Source organism: Xanthobacter dioxanivorans (genome assembly GCF_016807805.1).
Taxonomy (GTDB): Bacteria; Pseudomonadota; Alphaproteobacteria; order Rhizobiales; family Xanthobacteraceae; genus Xanthobacter; species Xanthobacter dioxanivorans.
In genome coordinates this window covers 4,354,486-4,368,190 of sequence record NZ_CP063362.1, presented here as the reverse complement: position 1 = coordinate 4,368,190, position 13,705 = coordinate 4,354,486, and the positions used below count along the sequence as shown (strand labels likewise).

Annotated in this window: 13 protein-coding genes; 5 read left to right on the top strand and 8 right to left on the bottom strand. The window is 68.7% G+C overall.

Annotated features, from left to right (window positions below; translation table 11 throughout):
- Positions 1 to 4: 4 nt before the first annotated feature.
- The gene (exbB, locus tag EZH22_RS20350; RefSeq protein WP_203192278.1) at positions 5 to 994 is read right to left on the bottom strand and encodes a tonB-system energizer ExbB; all 990 of its coding nucleotides are present in this window, start codon (positions 992 to 994) and stop codon (positions 5 to 7) included.
- 252 nt (positions 995 to 1,246) lie between these two features.
- On the opposite strand from exbB, the gene EZH22_RS20345 reads away from it, so the two are divergent.
- Both EZH22_RS20345 and EZH22_RS20340 read left to right on the top strand, forming a co-directional pair.
- The gene (locus EZH22_RS20345; protein WP_203192277.1) at positions 1,247 to 1,660 is read left to right on the top strand and encodes a DUF2946 family protein; all 414 of its coding nucleotides are present in this window, start codon (positions 1,247 to 1,249) and stop codon (positions 1,658 to 1,660) included.
- Positions 1,661 to 1,750: 90 nt separating this feature from the next.
- Complete coding sequence (locus tag EZH22_RS20340; RefSeq protein ID WP_203192276.1) at positions 1,751 to 3,850, top strand: TonB-dependent receptor family protein; 2,100 nt, start codon at positions 1,751 to 1,753, stop codon at positions 3,848 to 3,850.
- Between the two features lie 208 nt (positions 3,851 to 4,058).
- Here the strand turns inward: EZH22_RS20340 and EZH22_RS20335 are convergent, their stop codons facing one another.
- The 7 genes from EZH22_RS20335 to EZH22_RS20305 all read right to left on the bottom strand — a co-directional run bounded on the left by EZH22_RS20335 (position 4,059) and on the right by EZH22_RS20305 (position 9,928).
- Positions 4,059 to 5,231, bottom strand: coding sequence for an isovaleryl-CoA dehydrogenase (locus tag EZH22_RS20335; protein WP_203192275.1), 1,173 nt, complete (start codon positions 5,229 to 5,231; stop codon positions 4,059 to 4,061).
- Between the two features lie 290 nt (positions 5,232 to 5,521).
- Positions 5,522 to 6,676: a tRNA guanosine(34) transglycosylase Tgt gene (tgt, locus tag EZH22_RS20330; protein WP_203192274.1), complete on the bottom strand. Its 1,155-nt coding sequence runs from the start codon at positions 6,674 to 6,676 to the stop codon at positions 5,522 to 5,524.
- Positions 6,673 to 7,758 (bottom strand): tRNA preQ1(34) S-adenosylmethionine ribosyltransferase-isomerase QueA, encoded by a 1,086-nt coding sequence (queA, locus tag EZH22_RS20325; RefSeq protein ID WP_203192273.1) that lies wholly within the window; start codon positions 7,756 to 7,758, stop codon positions 6,673 to 6,675. The genes tgt and queA overlap by 4 nt, the downstream gene beginning before the upstream one ends.
- Positions 7,759 to 7,776: 18 nt before the next feature.
- Positions 7,777 to 8,379, bottom strand: a complete 603-nt coding sequence (locus EZH22_RS20320) for an exopolysaccharide biosynthesis protein (RefSeq protein ID WP_203192272.1) — start codon at positions 8,377 to 8,379, stop codon at positions 7,777 to 7,779.
- A 76-nt stretch (positions 8,380 to 8,455) separates the two neighbouring features.
- Complete coding sequence (locus EZH22_RS20315) at positions 8,456 to 8,854, bottom strand: ribbon-helix-helix domain-containing protein (RefSeq protein ID WP_203192271.1); 399 nt, start codon at positions 8,852 to 8,854, stop codon at positions 8,456 to 8,458.
- A gap of 127 nt (positions 8,855 to 8,981) precedes the next feature.
- Positions 8,982 to 9,563 (bottom strand): DJ-1/PfpI family protein, encoded by a 582-nt coding sequence (locus EZH22_RS20310; protein ID WP_203192270.1) that lies wholly within the window; start codon positions 9,561 to 9,563, stop codon positions 8,982 to 8,984.
- Positions 9,564 to 9,685: 122 nt separating this feature from the next.
- Positions 9,686 to 9,928 carry an usg protein gene (locus EZH22_RS20305; RefSeq protein WP_203196656.1) on the bottom strand — a complete coding sequence of 81 codons (243 nt, stop codon included), beginning with the start codon at positions 9,926 to 9,928 and terminating at the stop codon, positions 9,686 to 9,688.
- 477 nt (positions 9,929 to 10,405) lie between these two features.
- Here EZH22_RS20305 and groES point away from each other — a divergent pair, with 477 nt between their 5' ends.
- The 3 genes from groES (at position 10,406) to EZH22_RS20290 (ending at position 13,676) form a co-directional block, all read left to right on the top strand.
- Entirely contained in the window at positions 10,406 to 10,720 is a 315-nt protein-coding gene (gene groES, locus EZH22_RS20300) for a co-chaperone GroES (RefSeq protein WP_203192269.1), read from the top strand.
- Between the two features lie 61 nt (positions 10,721 to 10,781).
- Positions 10,782 to 12,413, top strand: coding sequence for a chaperonin GroEL (gene groL / locus EZH22_RS20295; RefSeq protein ID WP_203192268.1), 1,632 nt, complete (start codon positions 10,782 to 10,784; stop codon positions 12,411 to 12,413).
- Positions 12,414 to 13,337: 924 nt separating this feature from the next.
- The gene (locus EZH22_RS20290) at positions 13,338 to 13,676 is read left to right on the top strand and encodes a hypothetical protein (protein WP_203196837.1); all 339 of its coding nucleotides are present in this window, start codon (positions 13,338 to 13,340) and stop codon (positions 13,674 to 13,676) included.
- The last annotated feature ends 29 nt before the right edge of the window (positions 13,677 to 13,705 follow it).

Below are 13,705 nucleotides of genomic sequence, written 5' to 3'. Positions count from 1 at the left end.
CTCCCTACTCCGCCGCCGCCCGCAGGGTGTGCACCTCGTGGCCGGCCGCGGCGCGGTCGAGATCGCGCGACAGATGCCGCATGACCTCCGCCGAGGTGTCGGCGAGATTCGCCTTGTAGGCGGCGATGCCGCGCGCGAACAGGTTGTAGATCACCACGGCCGGGATGGCGGCCACGAGGCCGATGGCGGTGGCGAGCAGCGCCTCGGCGATGCCCGGCGCCACCACGGCGAGGTTGGTGGTGTGGGCCTTCGAGATGCCGATGAAGGCATTCATGATGCCCCATACCGTGCCGAACAGGCCGACGAAGGGCGCTGTGGCGCCGATGGTGGCCAGCACGCCGGTGCCGCCGCTCATCCGCCGGCCGGCCTTCGCCTCGATGCGGGACAGGGCGACCGCCACGCGTTCCTTGATTCCTTCCGCCGGAAGGCCGTCCGAGGCCCGCCATTCGGCGATGGCGGCGTGCAACGTCGCCGGCGCCGCGCCCTTCGCATCCGGCAGCGCCCCGGCGGCGGAGGCGAGCGTCGGCGCCGCGCGCAGCACCTTGAGCGTGCGGGACACCCGGGCGCGGGCGAGGAGCAGCTCAAGCGACTTGGCGAGCCACACCGTCCAGGTGATCAGCGAGGCGAAGGCGAGGCCCACCATCACCACCTTCACGACGATGTCGGCGGCCAGGAACATGCCCCAGGGGGACAGGTCGTGGGGCAGCAGGGCATTGGCCGGGGGGGCGGCCTCCGACGCAGCCGGCGCCGTGGCGGCGGGCAGGTCGGATGGCGCGGGCGGAGCTTCGGCGGATGGCGGCGCGGACGGCGCAACCGGGGACACCGAAGGCGCGGGGGTCACAATCGGGGCGGATGGCGCGGGCGGCGGTTCAGCGGGCTGCTGCGCGAAACCGGCGTCGATGCTGAGCAGGGCGAAGAGGCACAGCGCCGAGGCGCAGAACGAGAGCCGGAAGAAAGCACGCAGCTGCGTGCACGAAAATATGCGTGCGGACATAGCGCCTAACCAATCAAAATTCACAGGAATCGCGGGCGATCCCGCAGTGCGGGATTGGCTGGCCGGTCATTTATAACGCCATTTTCCGCAGGCGCGAACCCCCCTCATGCGCTCCGGCGTCCGAGCGGCGGCATGTCGCATGGGCGGCGGCTTCTCAATGCGCGCGCGGTGCACATAGGCTGTCGCTGGGGTAGGCCGTCTCGAGCCGCGGGCATGAGTCTGCGACGGGCGGACGGATATGGGCGGGCGGACGTGCGGCTTTTCGCAAACAGCGTGATGTCGGCGCGGGGACGGCTCGGCCGCTCCCCCGGCGCGGCGCGCCTGCTTGCCGCCTGGACCCTCTGCTATCTCATTCTTCTGCAATCGATCGTCGGCGCGCTCGCGGCCGGCGCGATGGCCTCTCCCGGCGGCGGCGGGAGCATCCTGTGCTCGGCCTCGGGTGCTTCTCCCGCCGATGGCGACACCCACGGCGCCGTCATGCGCGGGCTCCACTGCGTGCTGTGCCCCGCCGCCGGCAGCGTGCCGGTGCTGGCCGGCCCGCTGCGTCTTCCCCTTCCCGTCGCTCGCATTGAAAGCGCTTGCGCACCCGCACCGGCTGGCCTCGCTCCGGGTGCGGCGCCCATCTGCGAAAACGCCCGCTCCCGCGCGCCCCCGCCGGCCGCCTGAGGCCGGGCCCCGCCGCCCTTTCCGCTCCCGATCCTGCCCCCCCCCGACTTCGCCGGGCGCTTGACCGCGCCGGCGAACAGCGGAGTTGCCATGCCCACACCTCCCCGCGCGCCCTCGGCGGCGCGGCGCGGACGGCTGCTTGCCGCCACCGCGTGCCTTACCAGCCTCACCGCCCTTCCCGCCGTCGCGCAAAGCGTCACCACCCTGCCCGAAGTGGTGGTGGAGGGATCGCAGCAGAAGCCGCAGCCAGCCCCCCTCACCGTCGCCACCGAGGCCGAGGCCCGCGCCGCCATCGAGCGGACCCCGGGCGGCGCCGAGGTGGTGCCCGACACCGCCTGGCGCGACGGCGTGTCCCTGACCATCAAGGATATGCTGGACTACGTGCCGGGCGTGTTCGCCCAGACCAAATGGGGCGAGGACACCCGCCTCTCCATCCGCGGCTCCGGCCTGTCCCGCAATTTCCATCTGCGCGGCGTGCAGCTGTTCCAGGACGGCATCATTCCCCTGAACAGCGCGGACGGCGGCGGCGACTTCCAGGAGATCGATCCGACCGCGTTCAGATATGTCGAAGTGTTCAAGGGGGCCAACGGCTACCAGTTCGGGGCGAACGCACTGGGCGGCGCCATAAACTTCGTCACCCCCACCGGACGCGACGCGCAGGGCAGCGAAGTCCGCCTTGATGCCGGCAGCTTCGATTTCTTTCGCCTCCAGGCGAGCACCGGCGGGGCGCAGGGTCCGTTCGACGGCTTCTTCACCGCCTCGGCCCTGACCTCCGGCGGCTTCCGCGAGCATGCGGCCGGCGATTCGGTGCGGGCTTCCGGCAATGTGGGCTGGCGGCCGTCGGAGACATTCGAGACCCGCTTCTTCTTCAACGCAAACGACATCGAGCAGCAGATCCCCGGCGCCGTCTCCAAGGCCGCCGCCCTCACCGATCCGCAGGCGGCGAACCCCACCAACCTGAAGCTGGACTACCAGCGCAACATCCAGTCGGTCCGGATCGCCAACAAGACAACGTGGGTGATGAACGACAGCACCAGGGTCGAGTTCGGCGGATACCTCTCCGACAAGAGCCTCGACCACCCCATCTTCCAGGTGCTCGACAATGAATATATCGACTTCGGCGGCTTCGCCCGCCTCGTGGACGAGCGGGAGATCGCCGGCTTCGCCAACCGCCTCACCACCGGCATCAATCTCGCCATCGGCAGCATCGACGCCAAGCGCTACGTGAACGTCTATGGCAATCCCGGCGCCCTCACCTTCGCCGCCCAGGAAGACGCCACCACCACCACCTTCTACGCCGAGGACAATTTCTACCTCACCAGGACATTCGCCCTCGTCGGCGCGTTCCAGTACCTGACGGCGACGCGCGACCGCGATGGCATCTACAACGCGGTGACCGGTTCCAAGGACTATGACCTGTTCCTGCCCAAGGGTGGTTTCGTCTGGGACATCGGCCCCGGCGCGCAGGTGTTCGCCAACATCTCCAATTCCGGCGAGGTGCCGACCTTCTCCGAGCTCACCAATTTCGCCAGCCCCATCCTCAGCAACCTGAAAGCCCAGATCGCCACAACCTATGAAATCGGCAGCCGCGGCCGCGGCGAGGACTTCACCTGGGACGTCTCGCTCTATCGCTCCAACGTGCAGAACGAGCTGCAATGCGCCGCCACCAGCGTGCCCGGCATGTGCAATGTGGTGAACCTCGGCTACACGGTGCACCAGGGCGTGGAAGCCGGCTTCGGCGCGACGCTCCTCAAGGGCCTGTGGGACAAGGGGCCGAACCCGGACAAGGTGTGGCTCAATTTCGCCTACACCTATTCCGACTTCTTCTTCGACAACGACCCGGTGTGGGGCAACAACCAGCTGCCCGGCATTCCGCCCCACTATTTCCGTGCCGAACTGCTCTACAAGCACCCGAGCGGCTTCTATGCGGGGCCGAACGTGGAATGGGTGCCGACCCCCTATTTCGTGGACGATGCCAACACGCTGAACACGGCGGCCTACGCCTTGCTCAACTTTCGCATCGGCTACGACAATGGCGGCCCGCTTTCGGCCTATGTGGACGCCCGCAACCTGTTCAACACGGCCTATATCGCCACGGTGAGCGTGACCGGCACAGCAACGCAGACCTCGGCCCTGTTCGAGCCGGGCACCGGGCGGGCGATCTATGCGGGGATGCGATACACGTTCTGAGGTGAGGCTCCTGTTCCCCGGACAAGCGACACCGCAGGTGGAGCGCCGATCCGGGGAACAGGGGAAACGTCGGCGAAGCCGGCGATCACCGCCGCGTTCTTCGATAAAGTCGCCTTCGGCGCGTCCTTGCGCTGGGCCCCGGCTCTCCGTCCGCTGTTCGCTCCGGTCGACCGGGGCGCGAGAACGGCCGCTTCCGGCCGCCCTCCCCTCAAGCGGTCTTCTCGAACAATTCCCGCCCGATGAGCATGCGGCGGATCTCGCTGGTGCCGGCGCCGATCTCGTAGAGCTTGGCGTCGCGCAGCAGGCGGCCGGTGGGGTAGTCGTTGATGTAGCCGTTGCCGCCCAGGGTCTGGATCGCCTCCAGGGCCATCCATGTGGCCTTCTCCGCCGCGTAGAGGATGGCGCCGGCGGCGTCCTCGCGGGTGGTGGCGCCCCGGTCGCACGCCTTGGCCACGGCGTACACGTAGGCCTTGGTGGCGTTCATGGTCACGTACATGTCGGCGATCTTGCCCTGCATCAGCTGGAAGGTGCCGATGGGCTGGCCGAACTGCTTGCGCTCGTGGACATAGGGCAGGACGATATCCATGCACGCCTGCATGATGCCGGTGGGCCCGCCGGCGAGCACCGCGCGCTCGTAGTCGAGGCCGCTCATGAGCACGTTGACGCCCTTGCCCACGGTGCCGAGCACATTCTCCTCCGGAACCTCGCAATCCTCGAACACCAGCTCGCCGGTGTCGGAGCCGCGCATGCCCAGCTTGTCCAGCTTCTGGGCGGTGGAGAAGCCCTTGAAGCCCTTCTCGATGAGGAAGGCGGTCATGCCGCGCGGGCCGGCCGCCGGGTCGGTCTTGGCGTAGACCACCAGGGTCTCGGCGATGGGGCCGTTGGTGATCCACATCTTCGAGCCGTTGAGGATGTAGCGGTCACCCTTCTTCTCGGCGCGGGTGCGCATGGACACCACGTCCGACCCCGCCCCCGGCTCCGACATGGCGAGCGCGCCCACATGCTCGCCGGAGATGAGCTTGGGCAGGTACTTCGCCTTCTGCGCCGCAGTGCCGTTGCGGCTGATCTGGTTGACGCACAGGTTGGAGTGCGCGCCATAGGACAGGCCCACCGAGGCGGAGGCGCGGGAAATCTCCTCCATGGCGATGACGTGCTCCAGGTAGCCAAGGCCCGAGCCGCCGTATTCCTCATCCGCCGTCACGCCGAGCAGGCCGAGCGCCCCGAGCTTGGGCCACAGGTCGCGGGGAAACTGGTTGGTCTTGTCGATCTCGGCGGCGCGCGGGGCGATCTCGGCCTGGGAGAAGTCGCGCACGGTGTCGCGCAGCATGTCGGCGGTCTCGCCGAGGTCGAAATCGAAACCGGCGTGGCTGTTCGGCAGCATCTTTTTTCCCTCCCTCGCTCCCCGCATCTTGTCGGTCGCGGGCTTGGGACGCCAGCGGGAAGCGGCGCTAGAATAAAACGGTTGTCCGTTTATTCAATGGGGTCGTCGGGGTATTGAAGCGGCGCCTTAGGCGAACTCTTGGCGCTGGGTCCCGGCTCTCCTTCCACCCGCTTCGCTGCGTTGCATGCGTCCGGGACACGAAGCCGTTCCTGTGTCCCGGACGCATGCAACGCAGCGGAATGCGAGCCGGGACCCAGCGCAGGGACTGCGCCGCAGGCGGCAACATCCCCCTACCCCGCCCACACCGGCAGATCGCCGCGCGCCCAGCCTTCCTTCACCTCGGCCACGTAATCCCCATACCGCCCCGCGGCGATGGCCGCCCGCGCCCCGGCCATGAGCTGCTGGTAGTAGTGAACGTTCGCCCAGGTGAGCAGCATGGACCCCAGCATCTCCTCGCAGCGCACGAGGTGGTGGAGGTAGGCGCGGGAATAGTCGCGCAGGGCCGGGCAGTCGCTGGTCTCGTCCAGCGGGCGCGGGTCCTCGGCGTGGCGGGCGTTCTTGAGGTTGAGGCGGCCGAAGCGGGTGAAGGCCTGCGCGTGGCGCCCGGAGCGGGTGGGCATGACGCAGTCGAACATGTCGATGCCGCGCGCCACCGATTCCAGCAGGTCGTCGGGGGTGCCCACCCCCATGAGGTAGCGCGGCTTGCCGGCCGGCAGATGCGGCTCCACCGTCTCGATCATGGCCAGCATGACCTCCTGCGGCTCGCCCACCGCGAGGCCGCCGATGGAATAGCCGGGGAAATCCATGTCGGCGAGGGCGCGGGCCGATTCCACCCGCAGCGTCGGCACCGCCCCGCCCTGAACGATGCCGAACAGGGCCCGCCCCTTGGGCTGCGTCTCGAAGGCGCGCCTGGAGCGCTCCGCCCAGCGCAGGGAGAGCCGCATGGCCCGCTCGGCCTCCTCGTCGGCGCAGGGCAGGCGCACGCATTCGTCGAGCTGCATCTGGATGTCGGCGCCGAGCAGGCCCTGGATCTCCACCGAGCGCTCGGGGCTCATCTCGAAATAGGCGCCGTCCACGTGGGAGCGGAAGGTGACCCCCTGCTCGCTCATCTTGCGCAGGCCCGACAGGCTCATCACCTGGAAGCCGCCGGAATCGGTGAGGATCGGACCGTCCCAGCGCATGAAGGCGTGCAGGCCGCCGAGCCTCGCGATCCGCTCCGCGCCGGGGCGCAGCATGAGGTGGTAGGTGTTGGCGAGCACGATGTCGGCGCCCGCCGCCTTCACCTGGTCGAAATACAGCCCCTTCACGGTGGCCGCCGTGCCCACCGGCATGAAGGCCGGCGTGCGGACGGCGCCGCGCGGGGTCGACACCAGGCCGGTGCGGGCGGCGCCACAGGTGGCGGAAAGGGTGAAGCTGAAGCTGTCGGCGGAAAGAGGGCGCGTCATGCGCCGCCTTCTGGCAGAAGCAGGCACGCATCGCCATAGGAATAGAAGCGGTAGCCCGCCGCGATGGCGTGCGCATAGGCGCGCTTCTGCACTTCGTGGCCGACGAAGGCCGCCACCAGCATCACCAGCGTCGAGCGCGGCAGGTGGAAGTTGGTCATCATGGCGTCGACGGCGCGGAAACGGGTGCCGGGGGTGATGAAGATGGCCGTCTCGCCGAGGAACGGCCGGATCGTGCCGTCCTCCGCCGCCGCGCTTTCCAGCAGGCGCGTGGGGGTGGAACCCACCGTGACGATGCGCCCGCCCTTGGCCCGCGCGGCGTTCAGCGCCGCGGCGGTGGCGGCGGAAACCTCGCCCCATTCGGGATGCATGATGTGGCCGGAGGTGTCCTCCGCCTTCACCGGCAGGAAGGTGCCCGCCCCCACGTGCAGCGTCACGGTGTGGACCGAGACGCCGCGCGCTTCGATCGCCGCCATCAGCGACGGGGTGAAATGCAGGCTCGCCGTGGGCGCGGCCACCGAGCCGTCGACGCGGGCGAACAGGGCCTGGTAGTCGGTGCGGTCGCGGTCATCCTCCGCCCGGCGCGCCGCGATGTAGGGCGGGATGGGCATGTGCCCCACCTGCTGCAGCGCCTCGTCCAGGGCCGGGCCGGAAAAGGCGAAGGCGAAGTCCACCTCGGCCTCGCGCTTGGCCTCCACCCGGGCATCGAGGGTGCCGAGGAGGCAGGTTTCCCCCGCCCCGCCGAAGCGCACCACGTCGCCCACCCTGAGGCGCTTCGCCGGTTTGGCGAAGGCGGTCCAGCGCGCGGCGTCGAGCCGCTTCACCAGGTTCGCCTCGATGCGCACGGTGCTCGCGCCCGCGCGCGAGCGGGTGCCTTCGAGGGCGGCGGGGATGACGCGGGTGTCGTTCACCACCAGCGCGTCGCCGGGACGCAGGAAGGACGGCAGGTCGCCCACCCGCGCATCCTGCAGCTCGGGCGCGGCGCCCGGACGAATCACCAGGAGGCGCGCGGCCTCGCGCGGCTCGGCGGGGCGCAGGGCGATCCGCTCGGGCGGGAGCTCGAAATCGAAGGCGTCGACACGCATGGGAGGAGAAAGGACCGTTCAGAAGATGGCGATGGCGCCCTGATAGATGGCCCAGCTCATCAGCGCGGTGACGATCAGCCCCAGCACCGTCGCGCCGAAGCCTGCGAGGATCACCAGCCCGTCCCGCTCCACGAGGCCGAGGCCGAAGATGCACACGGCGAAGCCGGGCGGCAGGTTGCCGAGGAAGGGGATGGGCAGAAGCAGGATGAAGCCCAGCAGCACCACCGTCGCGCCCACCACGCGCCGGGCGGTGGGGCCGGCGAACTGCTCATAGCGGGGCTGGGAGATGTTCTCGAAGCGCTCGATCCACGGCCGCGACCTGGTGACGATCGCCTCCAGCATGGCACGCGAGAAGGTGCGGCGGGCGATGAAGTCCGGCAGCCACAATTCCTGCCGGCCCATGGTCATCTGCAGGCCGATGAGGCCGAGGATGATGCCGCAGATGACCGGGATGCCGGGCGGCATGGGAATGCAGTTCGGGATGCCGAAGATGAGGAAGAGAATGCCGAACGCGCGGTTCCGCAAGGCGTTCACAAGATCGCCTATGGCCACCTTGTCCTCCTCCTGGGCGGCGAGGACGGCGGCAAGCAGTTCGGACGTTCTGGGTGTTCGGTGATCCAAGGCGACCTCGTTGGGTGGTCGCATCACTCATAGCACCGGGAAAGCGGCAGTGTCAGGGCATGGTCCTTCCCCTCGGTCATGCCGCCGGCCGTGCGCCCCGGCCCCGCGCGGCGGCAACCGGCTGGGCCCGGCCGTCGCGGGACGCCCCTTCGGCGCGCAGGATGGAGGAGACGTCGAGCGCGCGCAGGGCCCCCGCCGGCGGCACGAGGCCCGCCGCCTGCAAGGCGAGGAAGCGTCCGCAGCACACCCGCAGGAAGGAGGTGAAATTGTCGATGTCGGCCGCCGCCTCGGTCAGCTCGTCGTGCAGCCGCGCCACCAGCCGGCCTACGGTGAGGCCGTCGCGCGCGGCGATCTGTTCCAGAACGGTCCAGAAGAAGGCCTCCAGCCGCACCGAGGTGGAGAAGCCGTTGAGGCGCAGGGCTCGCGTTTCCGCGGTCCACAGCGCCGGATCCGCCTCGACGAACAAACGGCACATGCGGCGACCCTCTATTCGCCCCGCTTTGCTCTCGCCGGGCGGACGGCGGCGGACGGGCATGCGCGCTGAACCCCCGCACAGCGCGCATGCCCTTGCCGCCCGATCTCCCAATAACGCAATTTAGCGATCAATGGGAGATGCGCGTGCCCAATAGGGCAAGGAACTGCGCGACAAAGGCCGGATGGGCCGGCCAGGCGGGCGCGCTCACGAGGTTGCCTTCGGTGACGGCGGCATCGACGGGAATGTCGGCATAGGTGCCGCCGGCCAGCTCCACCTCTGGCCGGCACGCCGGATAGGCCGAGCAGGTGCGCCCCTCGAGGACGCGGGCGGCGGCGAGGAGCTGGGCGCCGTGGCAGATGGCGGCCACCGGCTTGCCGGCGTCGAAGAAGTGGCGCACCGCGGCGATCACCGCCGGATCGAGCCGCAGGTATTCCGGCGCCCGCCCGCCCGGCACCAGCAGCGCGTCGTAGTCCGCGGGATCAACCGCCGCGAAGGTGGCATTGAGCGTGAAAAGGTGGCCCGGCTTCTCGGTATAGGTCTGGTGGCCCTCGAAATCGTGGATGGCGGTGGCGACCTTGTCGCCGGCCTTCTTGCCCGGACAGACCGAATCCACCGCGTGCCCCACCGCCAGCAGCGCCTGGAACGGCACCATGATCTCGTAGTCCTCGCCGAAATCCCCGACGATCATCAAAATGCGCTTGCCCGGCATCCGCATTCTCCCCGCTGGCCGCGGCCGCACCGGCCGCCGGCTTCGGAGGAAAGGCTAGGCGCAGGCGGCGACAGCCGGGTGTTATCCGGTTGCGACAGGCGTGCGTCGGGCCTTCGGGCGCGTCAGTTGAGCAGGAACATCCCGTCCACCGACCTCAGCTCCGCCGGCTTGATGAGGCCGCAATGGGCCACCCGCACCGAATGCAGCCGCCCCTCGATCTCCCGTTTCCAGAAGTCCAGGAACCGGTTGAGCTCGGGGAACTTCGGGCAGAGGTCGTATTCCTGCCAGAGATAGGTCTGAAGAAGGCTGGGATGGTCGGGCATGCGGTAGAGGATCTCGGCCGTGGCGAGGCCGTAGCCCTCCATCTGCAAGGCGAAGTCGCGCGACACCTGGGACGAGCGGGCCCCCAGGGACGATTGAGTCACCGGGGCCCCTTGGGATGAACGGGTTACCATGGGTCACACCTCCATATCCCCGAACCCGGAGGTCCCGCAGCCAGCCGCGGGATACGCCGGGACCAGACAATGCATTGTCGGCTCCAGAGTTTCGTCCCGCCAAGGCTAAAGTTTAGTTTCTTCTTGCAAAAACAAAGGGCTAGCAGCGCATAGCGGAGACTGCTGACAACCGGCCCCGCTCGGGCGCCGAGCCCTGTCCGGACCGCCTCGCACGCGACCCGCCTTTGATTTTCCTCGCGTTCCGGCGCTGCTAGCACTCCCGCACGGCGAGTGCTAAATTTTTCGTCCGGCCCCTTGCGGGACGAAAACAAGGCCCTTAGATCGCGTTCGGGCCGGGCGCAGGGGTGCCCGCGCCTTGAAAAGAAGCATCAAACCGGAGGTTTCCCGATGGGTTTCCGTCCTCTGCACGACCGCGTGGTTGTGAAGCGCATCGACGCCGAAGCGAAGTCCGCCGGCGGCATCATCATTCCCGATACGGCGAAGGAAAAGCCGCAGCAGGGCGAAGTGATCGCCGTGGGCTCCGGCGCCCGCAACGAGAAGGGCGAGATCGTCGCCCTCGACGTGAAGGCCGGTGACATCGTGCTGTTCGGCAAGTGGTCCGGCACCGAGGTCAAGATCGACGGCCAGGATCTGCTCATCATGAAGGAGAGCGACATCCTCGGCGTGCTCGACGCTCCTGCCGGCGCCAAGAAGGCCGCCTGAGCGCGCCTTCCCTCGCTTGAATTCCTGAACTCCATCGTCCCAATCTGAAGGAGCATGCCCCATGGCTGCCAAGGACGTAAAATTTTCCGTCGATGCGCGCGACAAGGTCCTGCGCGGCGTCGATATCCTCGCCAATGCCGTGAAGGTCACCCTCGGCCCCAAGGGCCGCAACGTGGTGATCGAGAAGAGCTTCGGCGCCCCCCGCATCACCAAGGACGGTGTGTCGGTGGCCAAGGAGATCGAGCTCGAGGACAAGTTCGAGAACCTCGGCGCCCAGCTGGTGCGTGAGGTCGCCTCCAAGACCAACGACCTTGCCGGCGACGGCACCACCACCGCCACCGTGCTGGCCCAGGCCATCGTCCGCGAGGGCGCCAAGGCGGTTGCCGCCGGCATGAACCCCATGGACCTCAAGCGCGGCATCGACCTCGCGGTGGATGCCATCGTCAAGGACCTGGCCGCCAACTCCAAGAAGGTGACCTCCAACGACGAGATCGCCCAGGTCGGCACCATCTCCGCCAACGGCGACGCCGAGGTCGGCAAGTTCCTCGCCGAGGCGATGAAGAAGGTCGGCAACGAGGGCGTCATCACCGTCGAGGAAGCCAAGTCCTTCGAGACCGAGCTCGACGTGGTGGAGGGCATGCAGTTCGATCGCGGCTACCTCTCGCCCTACTTCGTGACCAACGCCGAGAAGATGCGCGTTGAGTTCGAGGAGCCCTACATCCTCATCAACGAGAAGAAGCTGTCCGGCCTGCAGGAGCTCCTCCCCGTGCTCGAGGCGGTGGTGCAGTCGGCCCGTCCGCTGCTGATCATCGCCGAGGACGTGGAAGGCGAGGCCCTCGCCACCCTGGTGGTGAACAAGCTGCGCGGCGGCCTGAAGGTCGCGGCGGTGAAGGCCCCCGGCTTCGGCGACCGCCGCAAGGCCATGCTACAGGACATCGCGATCCTGACCGGCGGCACGGTGATCTCCGAGGAAGTCGGCATCAAGCTCGACAGCGTGAACCTCTCCATGCTCGGCCGCGCCAAGAAGGTGGTGATCGAGAAGGAGAACACCACCATCGTCGACGGCGCCGGCGAGAAGGCCGACATCGAGGCCCGCATCTCCCAGATCCGCGCCCAGATCGAGACCACCACCTCCGACTACGACCGTGAGAAGGCGCAGGAGCGCCTCGCCAAGCTCGCCGGCGGCGTCGCCGTGGTACGCGTGGGCGGCTCCACGGAAGTGGAAGTCAAGGAGAAGAAGGACCGCGTGGACGACGCCCTGCACGCCACCCGCGCCGCGGTGGAAGAAGGCATCGTGCCCGGCGGCGGCGTGGCCCTGCTGCGCTCCATCAAGGTGCTCGAAGGCCTCAAGGTCGACAACGCCGACCAGAAGACCGGCATCGAGATCGTCCGCCGCGCCATCCAGGCCCCGGCGCGCCAGATCGTCCAGAACGCGGGCGACGACGGCTCCGTGGTGGTGGGCAAGATCCTCGAGTCCTCCGACTACAGCTTCGGCTACAACGCCCAGACCGGCGAATACGTGGACATGGTGAAGTCGGGCATCATCGACCCCACCAAGGTCGTGCGCACCGCCCTCCAGGACGCCGCCTCCATCTCCGGCCTCCTGATCACCACCGAGGCGCTCATCGCCGAACTGCCGAAGAAGAACGCCCCCGCGGCCCCGGCCATGCCGGGCGGCGGCATGGACTTCTGATCCAGGCAGAGTGCCTGACGCCGCCCGGCGAGTCTTCTCGTGACGCAAACCGGCATGCCGGTTTGCTCGGGCGGCGGCATGGACTTCTGATCCAGGCAGAGTGCCTGACGCCGCCCGGCGAGTCTTCTCGTGACGCAAACCGGCATGCCGGTTTGCTCGGGCGGCGGCATGGACTTCTGATCCAGGCAGAGTGCCTGACGCCGCCCGGCGAGTCTTCTCGTGACGCAAACCGGCATGCCGGTTTGCTCGGGCGGCGGCATGGACTTCTGATCCAGGCAGAGTGCCTGACGCCGCCCGGCGAGTCTTCTCGTGACGCAAACCGGCATGCCGGTTTGCTCGGGCGGCGGCATGGAAAGAAATGGAGACGGCCGGGCAGCTTGCTCGGCCGTTTTCGTTTCGCAATCGGCATTAAACCGCGGTCATGCCCCGGCTCGTCCGGGGCGTCCACGGTTCCGCCGGCGCGGACAGGCCGGGGGATGACGGTTGCATGGGGCGACGGGCACCTCCCGTGCCGCACACGCGGCGCTCCTCCCCTCTCCCCTCGCGGGAGAGGGGACGGGGGTGAGGGGGCCGGTTTCTCCGTTTGCGCCCTGTTTCCCGGCGCCGTGCCACCCCTCACCCCAACCCTCTCCCACAAGGGGAGAGGGGGCATAGCCTGCGGCTGGAGGCGGCGGCGCATCCGATCCGAAAGCACCGCGGTCACGCCCCGGCCTGTCCGGGGCGTCCCCGTCGCCGTTCGTCCGGCTGAAGGTCAAACCAACCCGTCCCTGAGAATTGACGGGGCCGGTGGCGGCCACGCTTCGGCCGGGTTATGTTGACCCAGGGCCAGTTGATCGACGAAGCCCGGAGGATCGCGCGCACGGCCGAGACGTTTTTTCGCCATCGGCACCGGTGCGGCATCTGTCGAACATGAAAGGATCAGCCATGAAGACGACCATTGCTGCGGCAGCCCTTTTCCTGGCTCTCGCCCCCACCGCGGCATTCGCGCAGGGCGTGGTCAAGGGCGCCGAACAGGGCGCCAATGCGGGCGCGAACGTGGGTGACAAGGCGGCCGGCCCGGTGGGCGGCGTGGTTGGCGGCACGGTCGGCGGCGTCGGTGGCGGCGTGGCCGGTGGCGTGGCCGGCGGGGTCAAGGGCACCGGCACCGGTGCGCAGGAAGGCGCCCGCGCCGGCGAGAAGGCGGCGGGCCCGGTGGGCGCCGTGGTCGGCGGGACCGTGGGTGCCGTGGGCGGCGCCGTCGGCGGCGTGCTGGGCGTCAAGTAAGCCGGGCGGTCATCCCATGTCCCGGCCCG